The sequence below is a fragment of the Shewanella sp. KCT genome (assembly GCF_007636505.1).
GTDB classification, from domain to species: Bacteria; Pseudomonadota; Gammaproteobacteria; order Enterobacterales; family Shewanellaceae; genus Shewanella; species Shewanella halotolerans.
On the sequence record NZ_LVDJ01000002.1, the window covers coordinates 203,696 to 228,322 of the forward strand.

22 protein-coding genes and 4 tRNA genes are annotated in these 24,627 nt (G+C 52.5%); 5 read left to right on the top strand and 21 right to left on the bottom strand.

Features of this window, described 5'->3' with window-relative positions; translation table 11 throughout:
• Nucleotides 1-63: 63 nt before the first annotated feature.
• The 21 genes from AYI87_RS03730 to orn all read right to left on the bottom strand — a co-directional run bounded on the left by AYI87_RS03730 (nt 64) and on the right by orn (nt 17,586).
• Nucleotides 64-651 (bottom strand): anthranilate synthase component II, encoded by a 588-nt coding sequence (locus AYI87_RS03730; protein WP_144199724.1) that lies wholly within the window; start codon nt 649-651, stop codon nt 64-66.
• Nucleotides 652-844: 193 nt separating this feature from the next.
• Nucleotides 845-1,303: a ClpXP protease specificity-enhancing factor gene (locus AYI87_RS03735; protein WP_144199726.1), complete on the bottom strand. Its 459-nt coding sequence runs from the start codon at nt 1,301-1,303 to the stop codon at nt 845-847.
• A gap of 1 nt (nt 1,304) precedes the next feature.
• Nucleotides 1,305-1,934 carry a stringent starvation protein SspA gene (gene sspA / locus AYI87_RS03740; RefSeq protein ID WP_011864379.1) on the bottom strand — a complete coding sequence of 210 codons (630 nt, stop codon included), beginning with the start codon at nt 1,932-1,934 and terminating at the stop codon, nt 1,305-1,307.
• Nucleotides 1,935-2,042: 108 nt separating this feature from the next.
• Complete coding sequence (locus tag AYI87_RS03745; RefSeq protein ID WP_144199728.1) at nt 2,043-2,744, bottom strand: cytochrome c1; 702 nt, start codon at nt 2,742-2,744, stop codon at nt 2,043-2,045.
• Nucleotides 2,744-3,958: a cytochrome b gene (locus tag AYI87_RS03750; protein WP_144199730.1), complete on the bottom strand. Its 1,215-nt coding sequence runs from the start codon at nt 3,956-3,958 to the stop codon at nt 2,744-2,746. The genes AYI87_RS03745 and AYI87_RS03750 overlap by 1 nt, the downstream gene beginning before the upstream one ends.
• Complete coding sequence (gene petA / locus AYI87_RS03755) at nt 3,958-4,548, bottom strand: ubiquinol-cytochrome c reductase iron-sulfur subunit (RefSeq protein ID WP_041508372.1); 591 nt, start codon at nt 4,546-4,548, stop codon at nt 3,958-3,960. The genes AYI87_RS03750 and petA overlap by 1 nt, the downstream gene beginning before the upstream one ends.
• 334 nt (nt 4,549-4,882) lie before the next feature.
• Nucleotides 4,883-5,761, bottom strand: a complete 879-nt coding sequence (gene hflC / locus AYI87_RS03760) for a protease modulator HflC (protein ID WP_144199732.1) — start codon at nt 5,759-5,761, stop codon at nt 4,883-4,885.
• 2 nt (nt 5,762-5,763) lie between these two features.
• Complete coding sequence (gene hflK / locus AYI87_RS03765) at nt 5,764-6,906, bottom strand: FtsH protease activity modulator HflK (RefSeq protein ID WP_144199734.1); 1,143 nt, start codon at nt 6,904-6,906, stop codon at nt 5,764-5,766.
• A 43-nt stretch (nt 6,907-6,949) separates the two neighbouring features.
• On the bottom strand, nt 6,950-8,248 hold the full coding sequence (gene hflX / locus AYI87_RS03770) for a ribosome rescue GTPase HflX (RefSeq protein ID WP_144199736.1): 1,299 nt from the start codon (nt 8,246-8,248) through the stop codon (nt 6,950-6,952).
• Nucleotides 8,249-8,268: 20 nt separating this feature from the next.
• On the bottom strand, nt 8,269-8,547 hold the full coding sequence (gene hfq, locus AYI87_RS03775) for an RNA chaperone Hfq (protein ID WP_144199738.1): 279 nt from the start codon (nt 8,545-8,547) through the stop codon (nt 8,269-8,271).
• A gap of 92 nt (nt 8,548-8,639) precedes the next feature.
• Nucleotides 8,640-9,566, bottom strand: a complete 927-nt coding sequence (gene miaA, locus AYI87_RS03780) for a tRNA (adenosine(37)-N6)-dimethylallyltransferase MiaA (RefSeq protein WP_144199740.1) — start codon at nt 9,564-9,566, stop codon at nt 8,640-8,642.
• Nucleotides 9,559-11,445, bottom strand: a complete 1,887-nt coding sequence (gene mutL, locus AYI87_RS03785; RefSeq protein WP_144199742.1) for a DNA mismatch repair endonuclease MutL — start codon at nt 11,443-11,445, stop codon at nt 9,559-9,561. The genes miaA and mutL overlap by 8 nt, the downstream gene beginning before the upstream one ends.
• Nucleotides 11,446-11,454: 9 nt before the next feature.
• Complete coding sequence (locus AYI87_RS03790) at nt 11,455-12,774, bottom strand: N-acetylmuramoyl-L-alanine amidase (RefSeq protein ID WP_144199744.1); 1,320 nt, start codon at nt 12,772-12,774, stop codon at nt 11,455-11,457.
• A complete protein-coding gene (gene tsaE, locus AYI87_RS03795) occupies nt 12,761-13,234 on the bottom strand; it encodes a tRNA (adenosine(37)-N6)-threonylcarbamoyltransferase complex ATPase subunit type 1 TsaE (protein WP_144199746.1) in 474 nt (157 codons plus the stop codon). The genes AYI87_RS03790 and tsaE overlap by 14 nt, the downstream gene beginning before the upstream one ends.
• 233 nt (nt 13,235-13,467) lie before the next feature.
• Entirely contained in the window at nt 13,468-14,946 is a 1,479-nt protein-coding gene (locus tag AYI87_RS03800) for an NAD(P)H-hydrate dehydratase (RefSeq protein WP_144199748.1), read from the bottom strand.
• A 435-nt stretch (nt 14,947-15,381) separates the two neighbouring features.
• A complete protein-coding gene (locus tag AYI87_RS03805; RefSeq protein WP_144199750.1) occupies nt 15,382-15,837 on the bottom strand; it encodes a hypothetical protein in 456 nt (151 codons plus the stop codon).
• Between the two features lie 392 nt (nt 15,838-16,229).
• Nucleotides 16,230-16,320, bottom strand: a tRNA-Gly gene (locus AYI87_RS21175).
• Nucleotides 16,321-16,573: 253 nt separating this feature from the next.
• Nucleotides 16,574-16,649: transfer RNA gene (locus AYI87_RS03810), tRNA-Gly, on the bottom strand.
• Between the two features lie 8 nt (nt 16,650-16,657).
• Nucleotides 16,658-16,733, bottom strand: a tRNA-Gly gene (locus tag AYI87_RS03815).
• Between the two features lie 45 nt (nt 16,734-16,778).
• Nucleotides 16,779-16,854 (bottom strand) — tRNA-Gly (locus tag AYI87_RS03820).
• Between the two features lie 186 nt (nt 16,855-17,040).
• Nucleotides 17,041-17,586 carry an oligoribonuclease gene (orn, locus tag AYI87_RS03825; protein WP_144199752.1) on the bottom strand — a complete coding sequence of 182 codons (546 nt, stop codon included), beginning with the start codon at nt 17,584-17,586 and terminating at the stop codon, nt 17,041-17,043.
• A gap of 115 nt (nt 17,587-17,701) precedes the next feature.
• Between orn and rsgA the strand changes: the two genes are divergently transcribed.
• The 5 genes from rsgA (at nt 17,702) to AYI87_RS03850 (ending at nt 24,574) form a co-directional block, all read left to right on the top strand.
• Entirely contained in the window at nt 17,702-18,757 is a 1,056-nt protein-coding gene (gene rsgA / locus AYI87_RS03830; RefSeq protein WP_144199754.1) for a small ribosomal subunit biogenesis GTPase RsgA, read from the top strand.
• A gap of 43 nt (nt 18,758-18,800) precedes the next feature.
• Complete coding sequence (gene asd, locus AYI87_RS03835; protein ID WP_144199756.1) at nt 18,801-19,661, top strand: archaetidylserine decarboxylase; 861 nt, start codon at nt 18,801-18,803, stop codon at nt 19,659-19,661.
• Nucleotides 19,662-19,669: 8 nt separating this feature from the next.
• Nucleotides 19,670-20,560: a DMT family transporter gene (locus tag AYI87_RS03840; protein ID WP_144199758.1), complete on the top strand. Its 891-nt coding sequence runs from the start codon at nt 19,670-19,672 to the stop codon at nt 20,558-20,560.
• Between the two features lie 124 nt (nt 20,561-20,684).
• Nucleotides 20,685-23,867, top strand: coding sequence for a mechanosensitive ion channel domain-containing protein (locus tag AYI87_RS03845; RefSeq protein ID WP_144199760.1), 3,183 nt, complete (start codon nt 20,685-20,687; stop codon nt 23,865-23,867).
• On the top strand, nt 23,867-24,574 hold the full coding sequence (locus AYI87_RS03850) for a glycerophosphodiester phosphodiesterase (RefSeq protein ID WP_144199762.1): 708 nt from the start codon (nt 23,867-23,869) through the stop codon (nt 24,572-24,574). Before AYI87_RS03845 ends, AYI87_RS03850 begins: the two co-directional genes overlap by 1 nt.
• Nucleotides 24,575-24,627: the final 53 nt, after the last annotated feature.

A 24,627-nucleotide genomic window follows, 5' to 3' on the forward strand; every position in this document is an offset into this window, starting at 1 on the left:
ACTTGTAACAGTTTGAAAAAGAATGGGCCTAATTCGCTCATGGCGCTGGACTCAAGCACCGTTTTATTTACTGGAAGGAATGCTCTGCTTGACGAAATTTGCCAGCAGTTCGAGTCCCTGCTCGGTGAGGATAGATTCGGGATGAAACTGCACGCCAAACAGGCCAAGCTCGGGCCTGCTCATGGCCATGATCTCCCTGCCGTGTACCGGGTCGTCGAACCAGGCATCCAGAGTAAAGTCCTTGGGCAGTTGCTCGACCAAGAGGGAGTGATAACGGGTGACGGTGAGCGGCTGATTCAGCCCAGCAAACAGGTCTTTGCCAGTATGAGCGATGGCGCTGGTCTTGCCATGCATTACCCGCTTGGCACGCACCACCTGAGCCCCGAAGACCTGGGCGATCGCCTGATGACCGAGACAGACCCCCAATATGGGCAGCTTACCGGCGAAGGCCTTAATGGCCTCAAGGGAGATACCGGCCTCGTTAGGCGAACAGGGACCCGGTGAGATCACCAGCCTGCTCGGCGCTAGTGCCTGGATGTCGGCGAGGCTAAGCTCATCATTGCGCCTGACCACAATCTCCTCCCCCAACTGCTGAAAATACTGCACCAGGTTGAAGGTAAAGGAGTCGTAATTGTCGATCATCAGGATCATGAATAGAGTGCTCGTGTATATTGGGTGTGAGTTGCGCCACATTTTTCTGGTGCAGATGCTATCACAGAGTCCAGGCAGGATCATCCATTCTACTGATGCCTTGGGCTTACCTCCTGCTATGCCCCCAAGCATGCCTGTCTTTTCTCGGGCACAAAAAAACCAGCCTAAGCTGGTTTTTTCTCGTTCGCGCCGGTTATTTCACCAGGGTGAGATGACCGCGACGTTTCGGCTTGTCCTTCTCGGCAGAAGCCTCGGCCACAGCCGGTTCTTCCGTCTTAGGCTCATCGACCACTGAGAGGCCCAGATCGCGGGCATCGGCCTCGAGCTGATAGGCTTCTTCCTGATCGAACACTGTGCCTGCGCCATTTTCTCTGGCGTAGATGGCGACAATCGAGGCCATAGGCAGTACCACCTGTTGCGGTACGCCGCCGAAGCGGGCATTAAACTCGATGAAGTCATGACCTATCTGCAAATTACCCACGGCACTGGCGGTAATATTAAGCACTATCTGTCCATCTTTCACATACTGCTGCGGTACTTGGGTACCGGGCACATAAGCGTCGACCACCACATGAGGGGTCAGCTCGTTATCCATGAGCCAGTCGTAATAGGCCTGTAACAGGTAAGGACGGTTAGGGGTCATAGGTTTCATCTTAGATACCCATGCGCATTTCGCGCTCAGCCTCGGTCAAAGACGCCTTGAATGAGTCACGGTCGAACAGACGTGTCATGTAGGCTTTAACTTCCTTGGCGGTACGGCTGTCCAGCTCGATGCCCAGTACAGGCAGACGCCACAACAGTGGGCCCAGGTAACAGTCGGCCAGACCAAACTCTTCGGCCATGAAGTAAGGCATCTCGTTAAAGATAGGGGCGATAGAGGTCAGGCTCTCCTGAAGCTCTTTACGCGCCTCATCGGCACGGTCACCCTTACGGATGCGATCGACCAGGCTATACCAGTCGTTTTCGATACGGTGCATCATCAGACGCGTCTGACCGCGGGAAACCGGGTAGACAGGCATCAGAGGTGGATGCGGGAAACGCTCATCCAGGTATTCCATGATGATGCGCGAGTTATAAAGCACCAACTCACGGTCAACCAAAGTTGGCACTGTGTTGTATGGGTTTAGCTCAATAAGATCTTCAGGCATATCGCTAGGATCCACCTGCAGAACATCGACAGTCACTCCCTTTTCCGCCAAGACGATACGGACTTGATGGCTATAGAGATCGTCGGCGCCTGAAAACAGGGTCATGATTGAGCGTTTATTGGCAGCAACAGCCATTGATACCCTCCAAGATTTAAATATGAAAGCTAAAAAAGCAAAAACAAACGAGGGGCAAAGCCCCCCGTTTATAATATGCGGATAATATATTCTAACCTCTATTGGGGGTTAGTGTACATCTTTCCAGTACTCTTTCTTCAAGAGGTAGGCCACAATAAAGAAAATAAACAGGAAGCCCATTACCCACCAACCTAAGCTTTCACGCTCAAGTTTTACCGGCTCGCCTGAGTAAACCAGGAAGCCTGTGATGTCACGAACGACTTGATCATATTCTTCTGCAGTCAGCTTTCCACCAGTAGCAACGAAGCTACCGTCTTCTTGCTTAACCTGCAGACCTTGCAGCTCTTGCAGTACGTGCGGCATAGCCACTGACGGGAAGACTGTGTTGTTTACACCAAATGGACGAGTCTCATCTTTGTAGAAACTCTTCAGGTAGGTGTAGATCCAGTCTTCGCCACGTACACGTGCAACCAGAGTCAGATCCGGTGGCGCGGCACCGAACCATTTCGCCGCGTCGACTTCAGGAATCGCATTTTCCATCAGGTCGCCCACTTTGGCATCGGCATTGAGCATATACTTGTTACGCATATCGTCAACTGAGATACCCAGGTCTTCGGCTACACGGTTGTAACGCTGGTACTGAGTGCTGTGACAGCCTGAGCAGTAGTGCTGGAAAGTATCCAGACCACGTTGCAGTGACTCTTTGTCTTTCAGGTCAACGTTAGCACTTTCTAGATGAACATGGGCACCACCTGCAGCAAACGCAAGAGATGGTACTAATGTAACTAATGCAATCAGTAATTTTTTCATTAGTGGGTCAACCTCTCTGGTACAGGCTTAGTTTTCTCATTCTTACTGTATAACCACAGTGCTAAGAAGAAACCGAAGTATGTCAGAGTGAAGATACGCGCAGCAATTGTCAGCGTTGGCGTCGCAGGTACGGCACCCAGGTAGCCTAAGATAACGAAAGATACGGCAAACTGACCAATATTCAGCTTATGAATCATGCTACGGTAGCGGATTGACTTAACCTTACAACGATCTAACCAAGGTAGAACGAAGAGTACGGCAATCGCTAGACCCATACCCACAACCCCTAACAGCTTGTCAGGAATCGCACGTAGGATGGCGTAGAATGGAGTGAAGTACCAAACTGGCGCAATGTGCTCAGGTGTCTTCATCGGGTTAGCCGCTTCGAAGTTTGGCTTCTCGAGGAAGTATCCACCGCCTTCAGGCATGAAGAACAATACGTAGCAGAAGACGATCAGGAAGCCAGCGACGCCCATGATATCTTTTACTGTGTAGTAAGGGTGGAATGGGATACCGTCTTTCGGCCAGCCATTCTCATCTTTGTTCTTCTTGATTTCGATACCGTCTGGGTTGTTAGAACCCACTTCGTGCAGAGCGATCAGGTGCAGGAACACCAGAACCACAAGCACCAATGGCAGCGCGATAACGTGTAGCGCGAAGAAGCGGTTCAGTGTCGCACCAGAAACAACGAAGTCACCACGAATCCATAGTGTCAGGTCGTCACCGATAACAGGGATAGCACCAAACAGAGAGATAATTACCTGTGCGCCCCAGTAAGACATCTGTCCCCAAGGAAGCAGGTAACCCATGAACGCTTCAGCCATCAGTACGAGGAAGATCAACATACCGAACAGCCACAGCAGTTCTCTAGGCTTCTGATAAGAACCGTAGATAAGGCCACGGAACATGTGCAGATAAACCACCACGAAGAAGGCCGATGCACCGGTGGAGTGCATGTAACGCAACAACCAGCCGTACTCGACATCACGCATGATGTATTCGATAGAGGCGAAGGCACCTTCTGCGGTTGGTACATAGTTCATGGTCAACCAGATACCGGTCAGCAGCTGGTTGACCAGTACTAGCATGGCTAGCGAGCCAAAGAAGTACCAGAAGTTGAAGTTGGTCGGCGTCGCATATTGACCTACGTGACGGTTGTAGGTCGCCGTCATTGGGATGCGCGCATCAATCCAATCGATAATATTCTTAACCATTATGCAGCCCCCTGATCGACACCGATGATCACGTTGCCGTCATCAATGTATTGATGAGGTGGAACAACTAGGTTCAACGGCGCTGGAACACCCTGGAATACACGACCAGCCATATCAAACTTAGAGCCATGACATGGGCAGAAGAAACCAGAAGCGACGCCTTCAACCTGTTCACCGAATGTATCAGGCAGATACGTTGGAGAACAACCTAAATGCGTACACAGACCAACGGCAATAAAGTACTCAGGCTTGATTGAGCGTACGGCGTTCTGCGCGTAGGCAGGTTGTTGCTCTTCGTTAGACGCTGGATCGCGTAACTGATCATCGTGAGTAGCAAGACCCTTTAAGATCTCTTCAGTGCGGCGGACAACCCATACAGGCTTTCCACGCCATTCAACACGGATCAGCTGACCCGGCTCTAACTTACTAATATTTACTTCTACCGGCGCACCTGCAGCTTTCGCTTTGGCACTCGGATTCCACGACTTTATAAAAGGAACCGCTACAGCGACGGCACCAGCACCACCCACTACGGCGGTTGCTGCGGTCAGGAATCTGCGACGTCCGGTATCGACTGGCGCATTGCTCATCCACTTATCTCCAGAGAGTGTTGGAATTTTTGTTTTAAAAATTTTTGAATTTGGGGTTTTACCCCAAAGCGCAAAAATCAAATTTGAGGCGGGGCTCATTATAGCCAAAAATTAGAAGCAGATCATAGTAAAACAAAGCACAAAGTTAACTATGTTAGGAAATTGCTCATTCTAGAAGAAAATGGGCAGCAAGAGCGGCTTAAAACTGTCAGGATTTTACCTGATAAAATGGTAAACGAGAATAACAATCAAAACTAAATTAGTAACTTGCAGAAGTAAGCGATAAAAAAGCCCGAACTCGTCGGGCTTTAATCTCAATAATCCTCAATGAGAACTATTTAGCGTTGGCGTCCTTCATATACTTAAAGAAGTCGCCTTCTGGCTCGAGCACCATAACGTTAGAACCGTTACCAAAACTCGCCTGGTAAGCCTCTAGGCTACGTAAGAAAGAGTAAAACTCAGGATCTTTCTTATAAGCATCGGCATAGATCTTAGCGGCCACGGCATCACCTTCACCACGAACCTGAAGCGCCTTACGCTCGGCTTCTGCGATCTGTATGGTCACACTCGCATCTGTCTTGGCACGAATGATCTCAGACTGCTCCTTACCCTGAGCACGATGCTCTTTCGCCACAGCGGTACGCTCGGCGCGCATACGCTGGTAGATACTTGAGCTCACGTTGGCAGGTAGGTTGATCTGCTTAACACGCACGTCGACCACCTCGATCCCCAGGTCCTGGGCGCTGTCAGAGGCGTTTCTGAGCGCATCTTGCTGCAGCTCGTCACGACTTCCAGAGACGATATCCTTAATGGTACGACGACCAAACTCGGTGCGCAGGTCGTTGTTGATCTTACGCTGGAGCAGAGATTCCGCCTGAACCTTGTTACCACCATTGGTCGCGAGATAGTACTTCTCGTGATCTTTGATGCGCCACTTCACGTAAGAGTCGACCATCAAGTCTTTCTTCTCCGATGTGACGAAACGATCCGCCGCGCCATCCATGGTCTGGATGCGAGAGTCGAGATACTTGATTTTATCGATCACCGGCAGCTTAATATGCAGACCCGGCTTATAGATGCGGGTTACGCCCTCATCTTTGATGATCTTACCAAAGCGCGACACGATAGCGCGTTCACCCTCGTTGACCACCATCAGGGACGATAGACCCATAGCGACTAAGATGGCCGCAATAATAACAGATAATCTACCCATGATTAGTTTCTCCCCTGGCGAGTGCGGTCGCTACGAGAAGGCCTTCCATCTAACGGCATGCCAACACTATTTACTATGCTGTTAACTGAGTCATTGACCGTATCCACCTCGACAGGCTTGCTGGTCTTGGTCTGTGGACGCTGCTCCATTAACTTATCCAGTGGCAGATACATCATGTTATTGCCCGCCTTTGAGTCCACCAGCACCTTGTTGGTACCCGATAAGACCTTAGACATGGCGTCGATGTACAGACGGTTACGTGTCACTTCTGGCGCAGCCTTATACTCAGGCAACAGCTTTTCGAAGCGAGCCACCTTACCGCGAGCCTCTAGGATTTCACGCTCTTTATAAGCATTTGCCTGCTGCTCCATACGCTGCACAGTACCGCGCGCCTTAGGCTCGATCTCACGAGAATAAGCCTCGGCTTCACGAATGAAGCGCTGCTCATCTTCCTGCGCCGCGATAGCGTCATCGAAGGCGTCTTTCACCTCTTCCGGCGGACGTGCCGGCAAGAAGTTCACGTCACGAATCTCAATACCCAGGTTGTAAGGCTTGATGATACGCTCAACTTCTTCCCAAGTATCACGACGGATCTGATCACGACCAGTCGTCAAAATGTCATCCATCTTGTTGTGGCCCACCACATAACGCAGCGCGCTATCGGTGGCTTCGCGCAGGCTCGAATTGGCATCGACCGCGCTAAACAAATAGCGATAAGGATCGACCACAATATATTGTACATCCAGCTCCACCAGGACAACGTTCTCGTCGGCGGTGAGCATGCTGCCAGAGGCTGGAATTGAGCGAACGTTGCTCACGTTCACCGGGAAGACTTCATCGATGAAGGTCGCCTTCCACTGTAGGCCCGGCTCCACTTGGCCAATGTACTTGCCAAAGCGTAGCGCCACACCCTTTTCGGCTTCTTTCACCGTATAGAAACCTGAGAGGCCCCATACGACAACGGCGATGCCTAATACAATGATAAAACCTAGCGCGCTGAATCCACCGCCAGCGCCATTTCCTTTACCCCCAAAACGCTTCGAAATATTCTTAAATACTTCGTCGAGATCTGGCGGCCCCTTGTCATTGCCGTTCTTGTTTCCCCAAGGGTCTTGACCCTTGTTACCGGGCTCGTTCCAAGCCATTTAGCACTCCATAGGTGTATGAAATAAACGAGATTACTAAAAACTACTCTATTGCTGCGGTTTCAACAATAAAGGTTTCCAACTCCCCTTGGCTCTGCTTCGCTAATCGGTGCCAATCGGCCTCCAACAAACGAACAGACAAGATACAGTTCCCCAGATCGTCATACTCTTTCTGCTGTATCACATCCAGTCGATAAAACTGACCAAGATAATGCCCGGCCGTCGCCGGAATTCGCAAGGTAAACTCCAATATGGCCCGTCCAACCAACTGGTTGATGGCCTTTTCGAGCAAATCCAAGCCTAGACTCTGCTGGGCCGAAACCCAAACACGCGTAGGAACCCCATCGCCGTCATAGTCGATCTTAGGTCCCACATCTTCCAACAGATCTATCTTGTTACAGACGATCAACTGTGGAATCTCTTCGGCGCCAATCTCTTTAAGTACCAATTGTACCTGTTCAAAATTGTCGCCCATATTTTCATCAGCACTGTCGACCACATGCAGCAGAAGATCCGCTTCGCGGGTTTCCTGTAGGGTGGCTTTAAACGCCGCCACAAGATCATGGGGAAGATGTCTGATGAAACCGACCGTATCGGCCAAAATGACCGAACCGTCTTGTAAGTCTAACTTACGCAGGGTCGGATCCAGTGTCGCAAACAGCTGGTCGGCGGCATAGACCTCGGAGACGGTCAAGGCGTTAAATAGGGTCGACTTACCGGCGTTGGTGTACCCCACCAAAGACACGGTCGCGAGCTCGCTTCGCTGCCTCGCCCGGCGACTCTGTTCACGCTGTTTATCGACCTTTTCCAGCCGTTTGTTGATAGTCTTGATACGACCACGCAGCAGACGTCTGTCGGTTTCCAGCTGAGTTTCACCCGGTCCCCGCAGGCCGATACCACCTTTTTGCCGTTCAAGGTGAGTCCAACCACGAATCAGGCGCGTTGACATGTGGCGCAATTGCGCTAGCTCCACCTGCAACTTACCCTCATAAGTCCTGGCGCGCTGAGCAAAAATATCCAAAATCAGCGTCGTACGGTCTAAGACCCGACACTGACAGATCAGCTCAAGATTACGCTCTTGTGCAGGACTCAGGGCGTGGTTAAAAATCACCACATTGGCGTCAGTGGCGGCAACCATGGCTGCCAACTCTTCCGCTTTACCTGTACCAACAAAATACTTTCTATCTGGAGAACGACGACTTCCCGTGATCACGCCAACGGTTTCAGCGCCTGCCGACTCGACCAATAAACGAAGTTCGGTAATATCTTCCCTACTGTCTTCATCTGAAAAGTCGATATGGACAAGTACTGCAGCTTCTCCCGCCTCATAGCGTTCAAACAAAAATCGAACTCCTCAGGAAATTACTCAGCGCTATCGTCATGTGGTGCATTGTAACCCGCCGCCTGGTTAGGCGTGTTGTGATGGCTGCTCACGTTAAATGGACGCGCAGGCACCACGGTAGAGATAGCGTGCTTATAAACCATCTGGCTGACAGTGTTCTTCAATAAAATAACAAACTGATCGAATGACTCAACTTGTCCCTGAAGCTTGATACCGTTAACTAGGTAGATAGATACCGGAACGCGTTCACGTCGTAATGCGTTCAAAAATGGGTCTTGTAAAGATTGCCCCTTTGCCATTATGTAATTTCCTTTTTATTAAAATTAATTAAAACCTAATACAGCATCAATTTCTGGTTTGGTTTTAGTATTATATAGAGTGAATGAATTAGCTAGCGACAATACTCTAATAGTCGCGCCAGATTAGATTCATCCCCACTCTCCAGCCAATTTAGATCAGCCCATCCTCGCAACCATGTTAATTGACGCTTGGCCAATTGCCTAGTCGCAACTATGGATTTTTCGACCATAGTATCATAGTCATATTCCCCATCGAGATACTGCCACACCTGGCGATATCCGACACATCTCATCGAAGGTAGGTCTAGATGCAGATCCTCTCGCGCCTTGAGCCGCTGCACCTCTTCGACGAAACCTTGATTTAACATCAATTTGAATCTTTCTGCTATAGCAAGGTGTAGCACTTTGCGATCTTTCGGTGCTATGCCAAATTGCGCCACTTTATAGGGCAAGGCATCGGCCTTCACCTGAGTCAACTCGGTCAAGCTCTTACCGCTAATCCGATACACCTCAATCGCCCGCGACAGACGCTGGGGATCGTTAGGATGGATCCGCTCTGCCGATACAGGGTCAATTCGGCGCAGCTCGTCATGTAGCGCCTGCCAGCCCTTAATTTCGACCTCTTTGGCTATCTCGGCCCGAATCGCCTCATCTGCCGATGGCAAAGGCGACAAGCCTTCGAGTAGCGCCTTGAAGTAGAGCATGGTGCCGCCCACCAACAGGGGCGTCTTGCCCGCGGCTAGGATCGCTTCGATGTTGGCGATGGCGTCGCTGCGAAAATCCGCCGCCGAATAACTCTCGCTCGGATCGCGAATATCGATCAATCTATGGGGCGCCCGGCTCAGCTCTTCCTGGGTCGGTTTGGCGCTGCCAATATCCATACCCCGATAGATGAGCGCCGAGTCGACCGAGATGATCTCGCAGTTATGCTGCTCGGCCAATGCCATCGCGAGCGCTGTCTTACCCGACGCCGTCGGCCCCATCAGGGTGATAATTGTCGGCTGACTCTCGCTATTCACTCGTTTGCTCACCTAACCATGTTTGCCAAGGCATCACCTTGGCCAAAGATAAAATTTCTTGCTGCTGCGACTCGGGCAGTCCCATGAGGTCGGCCCAGAGTCGACTCGCCGAATTAAACTGTTCACCCGACTGGTTCACCAACCAGTTAACCAGGGCTTCAGTTGTCGGCTCTTCGAAGCGAATCCACTGGAGAAACTCAGGGATCACACTCGCCAGCTGACTCTGCCTAAGATATGGGGGCACTTTTTTAATTATCAACTGGCCGAGGCGAATAGTTAGCTCTAAGCCCAATTTTCTGACCAAAAGCTCTCTTTCGACCAAGGTTTGCTGCCAATCTTCATCCACCTTGACCGACACAGGCATCAACAGCGGCTGACCAATCAGCCCAGCATCCAGCTTGGCTTCAATCTCGCGGCGGGTCACTTCGCGCGCCGCACAGCTAAGACTCAATATCGCCAGCTCACTTCCCCTGACCAAGAGCCAATACTGACCGTCGAGCACCTGAGGCATGGGCGGAAGATGGCTGTCACGCTGTTGACTCGACACGCCGGGAGTGGTCATCAGCTGGGCATAACTATCGACCGCTGCCTGGCTAGGAAGCTCCGCACTTGCATAGCTACGTCCTCGCCCAGCAAACTGACCGCCGCCATAGCCACTCATCTGGGCCTCTTGCACTCTCTGGCCAGCTGCTTGGCGACTGGCTTCGCGCTCGCCATAGGCAGGCCGTTCATTCGCACTCCCTACTGCGGGTTCTTCAGTTTCGCCAAGCGCAATCTGATTGGAATCTGTGTCACTTTGCTGCGTCTGTAGCGGACGAATATAGAAAGCCGATCTATCCTGGTCTTTTACCTGACTGTTCTGAGCGGTCTCGAAGGCGAGTTCGCTCGACTGACGTAGCGCCGATTCCAGCGCCTGCAGGATAAAGTCATGCACATATCGGCTCTCGTGGAAGCGCACCTCATGCTTGGCCGGATGCACGTTGACATCCACCTGATGGGGATCCAGATTCAGCATGAGCACGAAGGCGACCTGCTCTCCTTGCAGCTGCTGGGCAAAGGCCTGACGCACCGCATGATTGACCAGGCGATCACGTACCAGGCGGCCGTTTACATAGAAATATTGGGTATCGCCAACCGCCATCTCGCTAAATGGCGACTGAATGTAGCCGCTGAGGCTAAGGCCATTATGGTTACAATCGACCCTGAGGGCATTGTCGGCGAAGGCCTTGCCGCTGACCTGTGCCAGGCGCTGCAGATACTGCGCCTCCGTCTTGGCCGGGCGGTAGTTACGCACCTGTTTGCCGTTGTGCTTGAGGGTAAAATGGATCTCGCTGCGCACCAAGGCGATACGTTTAAGCCACTCATCGATATGGGTAAATTCTGTCTTATCGCTCTTTAAGAAGCGACGTCTGGCCGGCGTGTTGAAGAAAAGATCCGCCGCCTCGACCGTCGAACCGACAGGGTGCGCCGCCGGGATCACCCGAACCGCCATCTCGGAGCCCTCGGCATAGGCCTGCCAGGCCTCGCTCTGCTCCTGCGTGCGGGAGGTCAACGTCAGTCGGGAAACGGAGCTGATACTGGCCAGCGCCTCGCCGCGAAAACCAAAGCTTAAGATGGCATCGAGGTCGTCTAACGAGGCCAGCTTAGAGGTGGCATGACGGGACAGTGCCAGACTCAGCTCCTCCTTGGGGATGCCTGAGCCGTTGTCGGTGATCTTGATCAGCTTGCTGCCGCCCTTGTCGATCTCGATATCGACCCGGGTCGCACCAGCATCCAGGCTGTTCTCCACCAGCTCCTTGATCACTGAGGCAGGACGCTCTACCACCTCCCCGGCGGCAATCTGGTTAGCCAGTTGAGGAGGCAAAATACGTATGGTCATCTTGGCTCCTTAGGCCCGGGGAATGATCAGCTTCTGACCAATGTAGAGGGTGTTGGACTTGAGCTTGTTGGCCTTCTTGATGCTGGCGACTGATACTTGATAGCGATGGGCAATCACCGACAGTGATTCGCCTGCGGTCACCTTGTGTTTGATACCGCTCTTACTGGCCATCATGGTATTGGCCGGAGGATTATTCTCGAAATAGCGCACCACGCCTTTGTGGACGGCATTGGCAATATTGTTTTGGTGATCCCTCTGGGTCAGCAGGCGTTCCTCTTTGTGGTTCGAGATAAAGCCAGTCTCCACCAGGATAGAGGGAATATCAGGCGACTTGAGTACCGCCAGGCTGGCCGCCTCGGGCTTATGCTTGTGCAGGCGAGTCACCTTACCCAGATTAGCCAGCACATCTCCGGCGATGTTATGGCTGATCGCCATAGATCTGTCCATCGACATGTCCAGCAGGGTCATGGCCAGATACTGTTCATTATCCGCGTTCTGGATAATCTCACCGGCACCACCCAGCAGCTCAGAGTGCTTCTCTTTCTGCTCTAACCAGCGACCGATCTCACTGTTAGCGCGGCGCATCGACAGCACCCACACAGAGGCCCCCTGAGGCTTAGGCGAGGTAAAGGCGTCGGCGTGAATCGACACCAGCAGGTCGGCCTTGCTGTTGCGGGCGATCTCCGAGCGTTTGTTCAAATTGACAAAGTAGTCACCGGAACGGGTCATGATGGCGCGCATGCCCGGCGTGGCGTTGATCTTGGCCTCCACCTTCTTGGCAATCTGCAACGCCACCTTCTTCTCATAGATACCAGAGGGGCCGATGGAACCGGGATCGTCACCGCCATGGCCGGCATCGATGGCCACTATGATGTCCCTAAGCTTCTGCTCAGGCTCGACTTTTACCGTCTTAGGACTCTGATTACCCCCTTCGAGATCCACCACCAGGCGATTGCCATAGGGCGCCGTAGGCGACAGGGCAAAGAGGTTAGCCTTGGCGGGCTTAACCAGATCGATCACCAGCCTCAGGGTGCCCTTCTTGGGCGGCTTGCTGATACGCACCCGCTTAACCAGCTTACTGTTGTTCTCGATCTTATTGAGATCCAGCCCGGTTGCCGTGGTCGTCAGATCCACCACCAAGCGATAGGGACTGGTGAGGGTGAAGTGGGAATATTTTGGCGGCTCGCGCAGATCAAACACCACCCGCGTCGATTCTGGTGCCGCCCAGATACGCACACCTTCCAATTTATTTGCGCTGTAGGCAATGGAAGGAATGCATAGCAAGACAATCAATAATAGGCGTTTTATTAGTGACTCAGTTCTTATCATTATTATGTAAACTATCTAACAAAATCTCTCCGGCGCGTGAGTGCGCCGTCAGCATGACCTCTCGGCCCTGTTGATGATACTGAATATGGATCGCCAGATCCGCCTCGGGCAGTAGGCCGACGCCCTTATCGGGCCACTCGACAATACACAGGCTCGACTCGGTAAAGTAGTCTCGAATCCCCATAAATTCGAGCTCTTCTGGATCACTTAATCGATATAGATCAAAATGATACACATCAATATCACCTAGCTCATAGGGCTCAACCAGCGTATAGGTCGGACTCTTCACCGCCCCCTTATGCCCAAGGCTCTGAATGAGGCCACGACTAAAGGTTGTTTTCCCCGCCCCCAGTTCACCACTCAGATAGAGGGTAAATGGCGGCTTGATCGCACTGGCTAGCCTTTGACCTAAGCTAACGGTTTCTGCTTCATTTTCAAGATAAACTTTTACTGGTGTCATCGTATCTATCGCTAATTAAGGACAATCCTTTTTTGAGCCAGATACTTTAACCTAAACCGGCGTTTATCTAAACAGACATTACTGTATTTTAATCTGGTTAGAGGCTGTTGCTCTTTACTGCTTGTTTCTTCAGCAGCTTGTTGACCATTTGTACAAGGCAGAGCCAGTGCAGTGTAGTTATCTACATAAGCTGACGATAACGCATTAGAAATGCTCAACAAAGCTGCCCTAAGCTAAATCTTATCGACCAGGGCGCGTATGTGGGCGAATAGATCGCAGGCCAACATGCCTCGCTCGCCATCTTTCACGGCCAGATCCGCTGCGGCCCCATGAACCACTACTCCGGCACTCGCCGCCTCCATCTTAGGCATCCCCTGGGCCATTAAGGCCGCAATGATGCCGCCTAGCACATCGCCGCTGCCACCGCTGGCGAGCCCAGGATTTCCCACCGGCGCCACATGACACACCTTACCATCATAGATAAGAGTGCCCGCACCCTTGAGCACCACCACACCGCCATATTTAGCCTGCAAGGCATAGACGGCGGCGAAGCGATCCGCCTCCACCTCGGCGATGCTAATCCCCAACAACCTGGCGGCCTCACCGCTGTGAGGGGTCAACACCCAGTTGCTTTGGCGTGACGGCTCGAGCGCCAGTAGGTTAAGCGCATCGGCGTCCATCACACAGGGCTTGTCGCTCAGGCCTGTGGCCTTAAGCAGGTTGTAGCCCCAGTCGTGTTTACCCAGTCCTGGACCAATCAGCAGAATATCGGCCCAACCCAAGCGTTGATACACCTCCATATCTACCAGCTCGCAGCCCCAGAACATGATTTCCGGTCTGCCCGAGTTAACCACGGCCAGATGTTCGGGTCTTGAGATCACTGCCACCAGTCCGGCGCCCGCCCGCAGGCAACTCTCGGCGGCCAGACGCGGCGCCCCGGCCATGCCGATATCGCCACCTATAACGGTCACCTTACCGCAGGCCCCCTTGTGGCTGTTCTGCGCCCTGGCACGCAATCCAAGGTCGGTCAGCCTATGGGCAATATTGAGCACCTTAGACTCAGGCAGATACTCCTGCAGGCCGATATCGGCAAACCAGAGCCTGCCGACACAATCCCTGGCCTTACCCGTGATCAGTCCCTGTTTCGGCGCGCCAAAGGTCAGGGTCACATCTGCCTTAACCGCTAACAGGCCGGCGCCAGTATCCACATCGATACCCGATGGCACATCTAAGGATAAGATCCAGAGAGAATAACGATTGAGCGCCACTATCATTTCGGCAAAGGGGTCGCGCAGCTCTCCCTTAACACCTGTGCCTAGCAGGCCATCGACGACGACCTCAGCCTCCTTGAGCGCCTCTTCATAGTCAGATAGCTGATGCCCGCCCGCGGCGAGAAAGGCCGCCTTGGCGTAGCTGATCCCCTCGCCCGGCTCTGGACGCTCCACCGCATAGAGGCCGACATCACAGCCAGATTCGAGCAGCAAGGTGGCGCAGATATAGGCATCGGCGCCATTGTTGCCATAACCCGCCAATACCAGAATTTTGCTATTGAGTTTGCCCTCTCGTTGCAGTAACTCGAAGGCCGACTGTCCGGCGCTGTCGATCAACTGGCACAAGTTAGCCTCACCGGACGCGATCAGGCGCGCTTCGGCATCACGAATCATCTGCGCCGTATATAAGGCCGATGGCAGCTGGCCGTCACTAAACAACATCTGGATTCTCCTTAACAAGACTCATCACCGGGGCGGTTACCCTATGCCTAAGCATATTCGATATTTGAGTTTTTAATCGCCATTAGATTCCGCTTAAACACCGGAGAATGTAAGAAGTTTGATCTGGCACAATAAATTCGCCGACTCAACGACAAAAAGGCCAACGAGGCGATAACAAAACATTTCATCAAACTTAATTGAACTCGCTAGACTGTCAGTCAAATTACTGAGCCATTGGAGCCAGAAAACGCGATATAGATGCAAGAAAATGATAATTTAGCTCTGGCGTAAGAAGAAAAAAGCAATGAAAAATAATCAGCTATAAATACCTGCTTGCAATTGTCCAGGCATAAATGAAAAAAGGCACCCAAGGCGCCTTTTTATTAAGTTTCTCACTAGCAATAGGCTAGAAAGCTCAACTTAATTGAGCTCAGATTATATGTCTTCCATTCTCAGGCTGCTGTGCACCAGACGTTGCTGCTGAATCTTCTCAACACGCACCAGATCATTGAGAGCGTTCTTCACATCACCCGGAACAGAGGAATCTGCCGTCTTCTCAAACAAGCCAATCAGACGGTTATCGAGATCCAGGTGCAGCTCCAACAGATCATCTTCGTTCATGTTGGCCGCAGGGATCACGTCTTGGCAGCGTTTGATGAAGTCTTCAAACACGATATCGTTGTACCAGAGTTCCAACAGACGGCGTGGTGCCTCTTCGATATAGTCATCGATCTTCTGAGAAACCTCTTTCTCATGTTGTTGCAAATACTCCAGCATCAATTTCACGCGAGACGAGTCTACCGCACTGTGCAAACGCGCATATAAACGGGCCATTTCCAAGCGACACTTAGAGACATATGCCAACTGTTCATTAAGTTGTTGAAATCTCATCTTTCCTTCTCCAATCGATGCCAAGTTTTAGGCGTTAATACTGATTTGATTTCATTATGGGAGTAATTAGCGCAGTTTTTTTTGAACAATGTCATAGTTTGCGCACTTCTGAAGTCGCTACATTAGACAAGCTTAAAGAATTTTATCTCACATCACGCTAATGGCATTTTTGTGATCTTCACGCCGATAAAGGGCCAATAATCGCTAGCTTAAAGGCTTTCTGGGCAAAACAGGCCATCGACGACTCACTAAAGTAATCGTGAAAAAAATGAATAAAAATTCATCAAAGTAAGAAACATGACACCGAATCGATTACAACAAAAAGCAGACGACTAGATGACTCAAGGATACAAACCAAGGGGAACTGGAAGCTGAAACTATAGGGAGAAATTTGGCGCGACATATCGGGTTCGAACCGATAGCCTATACCTTGGCAAGGTATCGCCCTTTGGCTCTATACAAAAAGTCAACTGCTAATGTCGCAGAGCTGCGATACATGCAACCAGCTGGACGAGAAATAACTGATACAAAAAATAGAAACTTCTGAGGGGAAATTTGGAGCGACATATCGGGTTCGAATCGGTAAATCTAAAAACTCGACCTATGCCTTGGCAAGGTATCGCCCTTTTGCTCTATACAAAGAGTCAACTGAGCTAATGTCGCAGAGCTGCGATACCTGCAACCAGCAGGACGAGAAATAACTGATACAAAAAATAGAAACTTCTGAGGGAAAATTTGGAGCGACATATCGGGTTCGAACCGATGACCTATACCTTGGCAAGGTATCGCTCTACCAACTGAGCTAATGTCGCATAAATTTTGGAGCGACATATCGGGTTCGAACCGATGACCTATACCTTGGCAAGGTATCGCTCTACCAACTGAGCTAATGTCGCAAAATCTGTGAGTCTGGATATCGGTGTAACCAAACTTTTGTAATTTGGAGCGACATATCGGGTTCGAACCGATGACCTATACCTTGGCAAGGTATCGCTCTACCAACTGAGCTAATGTCGCATAAATTTTTTCGAGCTAAATTAACTGTCATTATCAACAAAAGGTATCGTCTTTCACCTTTTATCAACTGAGCTAATGTCGCATTTCAATCTCTACCGGCGAACACGCCAGTAAAAAGTTGAGGCCGCATTATAGGAGAATTTCGCCCCTCTGCAACCCCCTAATTTAAAATTTTCTACCGTTTGGTCAAATTTTAAATACTTTCTCACGATAATATTGGAGTTCGGCGATCGATTCCTGAATATCAACCAGTGCCTGATGGGTCCCCTGCTTCTTAAAACCGTCCATCACCTCTGGCTTCCAGCGACGCACTAACTCTTTGACAGAACTGACATCTATGTTGCGGTAGTGGAAATAATCTTCCAGGGTTGGCATGTAACGATTCAAGAAACGTCTGTCCTGACCTATGCTGTTGCCGCACATTGGCGATACACCGGCAGGTACATGCTCAGATAAGAAGGCAATCGTCTGCTCGATGGCATCTTGCTCGTTGAAGTCGCTCGCCCTGACTCTGTCGATCAGACCCGACTCGCCGTGATGCTTCTGGTTCCAGTCGTCCATCGCCGCAAGCACATCTTCGCTCTGATGGATGGCAATTACCGGCCCTTCCGCCAAGATGTTCAATTCCTTGTCAGTCACAATCGTTGCTATCTCAATGATTCTGTCGACCTCGGGCTCTAGTCCCGTCATCTCCAGATCAACCCAGATCAGATTTGTTTCATCTGCAGCCATATATCTGCCTTATCAATGCGTGTTTGCCTAAATTCAGGCTTTTTTATTTAAGACCGTGTATCATACTGCTTTTTTAGAAGACACAAAATAACCTTATTTTGACGATGACGACACTGTGAGTAAAAAGAAACCCCTAAGCCAAGGCCAACGCCGCCGCATGCGCGCCAATCATGAGAAACGGCTGCAGCGCAAAGACGCAAAAGAAACAACCATTGAGTTACAGGATAGCTCACTGGGGCCAGAACAGCTGGGCACCGTCATCTCTCGTTTCGGCCAACACGCTGATGTCGAAACGGAAAACGGTGAACTGGTTCGCTGTAACATTCGCCGAAATATTCAAAGCCTGGTCACCGGCGATAAGGTGATCATGCGCCAGGCCAGTGAAACCACAGCCACCATAGCCGGCGTGATCGAGGCCGTTCACCCGAGACACTCCTCACTGTCACGGCCGGATCTCTACGACGGCATCAAGATCATCGCCGCCAATATCGATCAGATACTCATCGTCTCTTCCGTGGTGCCTAGCTTTACCACCCAGATCATCGACCGCTATCTGGTGGCCGCCGAAGACACAGGCATAGCGCCCGTCATCATACTCAACAAGATAGACCTGCTCAGCGACGAAGAGGCGCCTGCCGTCGAGGCCGCGCTGGAACGCTATCAAGCCATCGGCTATCAGGTATATAGGGTCAGCAGCAAGTCTGGCGAAGGGGTTGAGGCGATCAAGACCCTGTTAAAAGATAAGGTCAGCGTGTTTGTCGGTCAGTCAGGCGTGGGTAAGTCATCGCTAATCAATGCCCTACTGCCAGAAGCCGAACTGATCACAGGCGACGTGTCCGAGACCTCGGGCCTGGGCCAGCACACCACCACCACGGCCAAGTTGCTACACTTCCCAAGTGGCGGCGATCTGGTGGACTCTCCCGGCGTCCGTGAATTTGCCCTCTGGCACCTGCCTGCCGAGCGCGTAGGCTGGTGCTTTATTGAGTTTAGGGACTATCTCGGCACCTGTAAGTTTAGAGACTGCAAACACAAGAATGATCCTGGCTGCGCCATTACCCAGGCCTTCGAGGAAGGCAAGATAGCCCAGGACAGGTACCAGAACTACCACAGAATTATCGACAGCCTGGACGAGCAGCGCCATGCCCGTCATTTCAAAAACGATAACGACTAACTAAATTAAGAACAGCCAAACTGGATTTGAAGGAAAACAGACAGTGGACAAATTGAAGATTGCCTTGCAATACATAATGCCGAAACACCTGCTCTCGCGACTCGTGGGTAAACTGGCAGCCGCCGAACTCGGCGCGGTAACGACAAGCGTAATTAAGTGGTTTATCAAGCAGTATAAGATAGACATGAGCGAGGCCGCCGAGAGTGCACCCGAAGCCTACGCCAGCTTCAACCTGTTCTTCACCCGCGCCCTGAAACCCGGCATCCGCCCCCTGTGTGACGATGACGACTATATCGTTCATCCGGTCGATGGTGCCGTCAGCCAATGCGGACCGATCAAAGAAGGCCGTATCTTTCAAGCCAAGGGACATGAATATTCGTCACTTGCCCTTTTAGGCGATCAAGCCGATGATGCCAAGCGCTTCGAAGGCGGCGACTTCGCCACCATCTATCTGGCACCAAAGGATTACCATAGAATTCACATGCCGATTAAAGGCACCCTGTCTAAGATGACCTATGTGCCTGGCGAGCTGTTTTCGGTGAACCCGCTGACGGCCGAAAATGTGCCCGGCCTGTTTGCCCGCAACGAGCGTGTGGTGGCCATCTTCGAGACCGAAATCGGCCCCATGGCCATGGTCTTGGTTGGCGCCACTATCGTAGCCAGCATAGAAACCGTCTGGGCAGGTACCGTTACCCCGCCGACAGGCAAGAAGGTCTTCACCTGGGACTACCCAACCGAGGGCCCAGAGGCGATCACCCTGGATAAGGGCGAGGAGATGGGACGCTTCAAGCTTGGCAGCACTGTAGTCATGCTATTTGCCAAAGACGCGCTGGAACACTTTGCCGATGGCGTCGAGCCTAAGGCCGTTACCCGCATGGGTCAGGCCTTCGCCAAAATCGATTAGAGGAAATCTTGAACACAAGTAGCAGCGAACGCTCTGGCTTAATCGAACTGCATCTGGCCGTCCTCCTGTTTGGTGGTACGGCCCTTTTCTCCAAGCTTATTCCCCTCAGTGCCCTGGATATCACGGCACTTCGCTGTTGCATCGCCGCCCTTGCCCTCGCTCTGTTGGTCAAGGTCAGCGGCAAGCACCTCAGGCTCAATCGCGGTAAAGACTACGGCATCGCCCTGGGACTCGGCATTATCGTCAGCCTGCACTGGGTCACCTACTTTGCCGCCATGCAGCTGTCATCGGTGGCCATCGGCATGATCGCCTTCTTTACCTATCCCGTGATGACGGTTCTGGTGGAGCCTTTCTTTACTGGCAAACGCCTTGAACTGGCCGACATCATCAGCGGCATCTGTGTCCTGCTGGGCGTCAGCCTGCTGATCCCAGAGGCCAATCTGGGTAACGATGTCACCCTGGGGATAATCATAGGCATTCTGTCGGCGGCCCTGTTCACCGCCAGAAACCTGCTGCACAAGCGCTACTTCGCCAGTTACAGCGGCGCCCAGGCCATGTACTACCAGACAGGGGTCAGCGCCCTGTTCCTACTGCCCTGGCTCGAGGTCGACCCAAGCGCCATCCAAGCCAACGTCTGGTGGTTGGTGATCCTCTTAGGCATAGTCTTTACCGCCGCACCCCACGCCCTGTTTACCTCGGCGCTGCGCCAGCTAAGCGCTAAGACGGTCAGCCTGGTCTCCTGCCTGCAACCCCTTTATGGTGCCCTGTTAGCCCTGTTGATCCTGGGCGAGGGACTCGCCATGAAAACGCTGATTGGCGGCGCCTTAGTGGTCTTTACCGCCGTCTATGAGACCCAGAAGAGCCATAAGGCCAACCGCGCCCAAAAGGCGAAATCTTAAGGCGTTTTCGTCGCTGGCAAAGGAAACGCCACACGGGTCAAATTAACCGATTCATAGATATCATTTTTGAACTAACTTGGTAATATATAAGCGTCCATTGATGCTGGTGTGAACAAAGCGGCTTATGTCTCGTATATTACTGATTATTCTCTGTCTAATCTCATTCTCAGGCGCCGCGAATTCGCCCCTGAATCTCAATAAACGCCTGGGATTAGGACAGGAGTCTCAGGCCGCCAGCAAGAGCACCGCCGAGCAGCTGAGTCTGCTGGAGGAGCAGCTCACCGAGCAACAGGCACTACAGTCCAGCTTCGATGCCATCATTCACCAGTATCAGAGCCAGAAACAGGCGCTGACTCAGCAGCTTAAAGAAGCCGCCACGCCGCTGGAATATAACCCCAAACAAGATCTGAGCCAGCAGGCGTCACTCTCCTACCTGAGGCTGTCTGAACTCAAAGAGACAGAGGCTAACCTGGCCACTCAGGTCAACGAGTTGATCAAACGCCAGCAACAGCTACCTAGCCTGATCAGCCAGGCCAACCTGACCCTGGCCAAGCACAAACAGGCGACTAGCGACGACAACCAGCCCCTGAGCGAGATGCAGCGCCGGGTCTATGTTCAGAGCCTGTCGACCCTGGAATCGGAGCTGGCTAGCAGCCAGAAACAGATCGCCCTGACCCAGCAGCAGTTGGCGCTGGTGCGCAGTCAGCTGGTGCAGCAAGAGGCCCTGATCGAGCGCCTCAACGGCGCCATCGCCGAGCAGCGCCACAAGGCGACGGCGGCCACCATCGCCGCCAGTCAGATAGAAACCTCCATCACAGACGACGCCATCGCCATCAAGCTAAATACGCAGAACCAGGCCTACGGCGAGCAGCTGAAACAGCTGACCCATGAGGTAACCAATGTGATGACACTGCAGGAGCAGGCCGAGACCCAATACCAGTTCCAGGCTAAGCAGATCACCAACATTCAGCAGCAGATCGCCTTGGTAAAGCTTAACTCGGCCTTCGGCGAGCGCTTCCTGCGTATCCTCTACTCCCTGCCCAAGCCGCCGAGCCAGGACAGGATCAGCAATGAGATCGCCAATGCCCGTCTGGCCCGCTACCAGATAGAGCAAGACCAGACACTGCACCCGCTGCTTGGCGATACCGAGCAACTCACGCCACTACAGAGCAAGCTGGTCGGTGCCCAGAAAGAGCTGCAACGTCAGCTGCTGGAAAACTATGATCTCTATCTGGGGGAGCTGGCCGAGCTTAGAGTGCTGTATGAGCAGCTTAGTCAGCAGTATCAAACCCTTAAGACCACCCTCAACGAGCACCTGTTTTGGGTGGCCAACGCCAACAGCATAGACGGCTACTGGCTTGGCGACCTGTATCAGAGTACCCAATGGCTGCTGACTCAGGCGCCTTGGCACCAGGTACGCGATTCCCTAAGCGAACAGAGCACCCTCTGGTCCTGGTGGGTGATCTTGATGGTGCTCTGCCTGGTAATGCAGGACCTGGTCACGCCTAAATTTACCCAGCTGATGGCCAAAAATGTCACCTATGTGGGTAACGTCACGCAAGATAAGTTTATCTATAGTTTCAATACCTTGGTTGGCTCGCTGCTCTACAGCTGTATCAAGCCACTGCCGCTGATCTGCGGCGGTCTGATCTTCTACTTCAGCAACCATAACCTGGTCTCCTCGGTGGGCATGGGCATACTAGCCATAGGCATGCTGTACCAGCTCTATCGCCTCACCTATCTGCTGGCGCTGGATAAGGGCCTGTTGATCGGCCACTTCAAGGGCGACAAGGCGATCATACGCGCCGGTCAGCAACGCCTGCGCGCCCTGACCATACTGGCGATGCCGATCGTCGGCGTGATCGGCTTCACCGAGGTGCTAGAGACCTCGCTGGTGCGCAACAGCCTGGGACGCGGCGCCTTCATCCTACTGGCTCTAATGCTGTTCTGGTTCTACCGCGATATGCTGAGCCTGTCGAAGCAGGAACATCACTATCACCAGGACGATAAGAATAAGCGCCTGCTGCAGAAACTGCTCTGGTCGATACTCATACTACTTCCGCCAACTTGTGCCGTGCTGGCCTTCAGGGGCTACTACTTCACCGCCTATCAGATGCTGCTACAGCTGCAGCTGTCGTTGATCTTATCCCTAAGCTTCATGCTGCTGTATCAGTTGATTAAACGCTGGATGTTAATCGAGCGGCGCCGCATCGCCTTTAACCGCGCCAAGGCCAAACGCGCCGAGATCTTGGCCCAGCGGGAGAAAGAAGACGACCCCAACAGTAACGAGCCACCGGACACCTATGAGGAACCTGTGGTGGATCTGGAGACCATCTCCAGTCAATCACTTGGGCTGGTGCGTTCACTGCTGACGCTGGCCTTCCTGATCAGCCTGATCGGTCTGTGGACTCAGACCCATAGCGCCATCTTTTCGTTTTTGGACGGCATCACCCTGTGGACCAGCTCGAGCACGGTCGATGGCATCGCCCAGCAGCTCCCTATCACCCTCAAGTCTTTGCTACTGGGGCTGATCATCGTCGGCTTCTCGCTGATGATAGCCACCAACCTGCCGGGCCTGCTGGAGCTGATGATTCTGCAACGATTGGATCTCACCCAGGGCACGGGCTTCGCCATCACCACTGTGAGTCGCTATCTGGTGGTCTTCTTCGGTATGCTCAGCGGCTTTTCGACCTTGGGGATGGAGTGGTCTAAGCTGCAATGGCTGGTCGCGGCGCTCTCGGTGGGCTTAGGTTTCGGTCTGCAGGAGATTTTCGCCAACTTCATCTCGGGCCTAATCATCTTGTTCGAGAAGCCGGTGCGCATCGGTGATACCGTCACCATACGCGAGCTGACGGGGACGGTAAGCAAGATCCAAATCCGCGCCACCACGATTGTCGATTGGGACAGAAAAGAGATAATCGTCCCCAACAAGGCCTTCATTACCGAGCAGCTGATCAACTGGTCGCTGTCAGATCCGATCACTCGTGTGATCGTCTATGTCTCGGTCGCCAGGGACTCGGATCCCGCACGGGTCGAGGCGGCGCTCTATCAGGCCGTCAAGGAGTGTGACGATGCCCTGACCACGCCGGAGCCCGAGGTCTGGTTTGCCGGATTTGGTCAGCATACTCAGGATTATGAGATCCGCGCCTATGCTAAGGATATGAACACCCGCTGGCCGCTACGACACAAGCTGCACAAGCAGGTCAGCAAGAAGCTCAGAGAGAATCATCTGGAGCTCGCCTATCCGCAGCTCGAGGTGCATATTAGTGGTCAAAGTAAAGAGACTCAGGGGATAATTAGAAGCTAATGCGTGTCTATGCTCACCGTGGCGCCAGCGGCTATGGCGCCGAAAATACCCTGGCCGCCATCAAGAAATCCATCGCCCTGGGCTGTAACGCCGTAGAGATCGATGTGCACAGCGTCGAAGGCGAACTCTATGTGTTTCACGACAGGCGCCTCGACGGCAAGAGCTCGGGTACAGGTCTTATCGAGGCGGTGACTCAAGAGTATCTGGCCGGCGTTACCGTTGATGGTGAGCCAATCCCTAAACTCTGGGAACTGCTGGAGTACCTGCAACCCTTCGATGCCCTGATCAACATAGAGCTCAAAGGACTCAACTCCCTCGGCCCCTTCATGGCCCTCTACCCTGAGATCCTGGAGAAGCTCAACTACCGTCCCGATCAGCTGCTGGTCTCATCCTTCCATCACGGCTTTCTGTTCACCCTGAGACAAGCCTTCCCCGATGCTGTACTGGCGCCACTCATCGAGGGGGTGCCGGAAGACTTGGCCGCCATAGTCACTCGGCTTGAGGCCTTCTCATTGCACCTGAGCGTCAACTTCGTCATCCGGGAGTTAGTGGAGGATGCCCACGCCCGCGGCGCCAAGGTGTTTGTCTATACCGTGGATAATCGCGACGATATCCACTATCTGTCGCAGATGGGCGTCGATGGCATCTTCAGTAATTTCCCCGATGTCAGCGCCGACTGCGTCCATCAACTGCTGCTGACCCGCTAGGGTCAGCGAGTGCCTACTCACCCTAAACTGCCCAACAAATAGGCAAAGTTCAC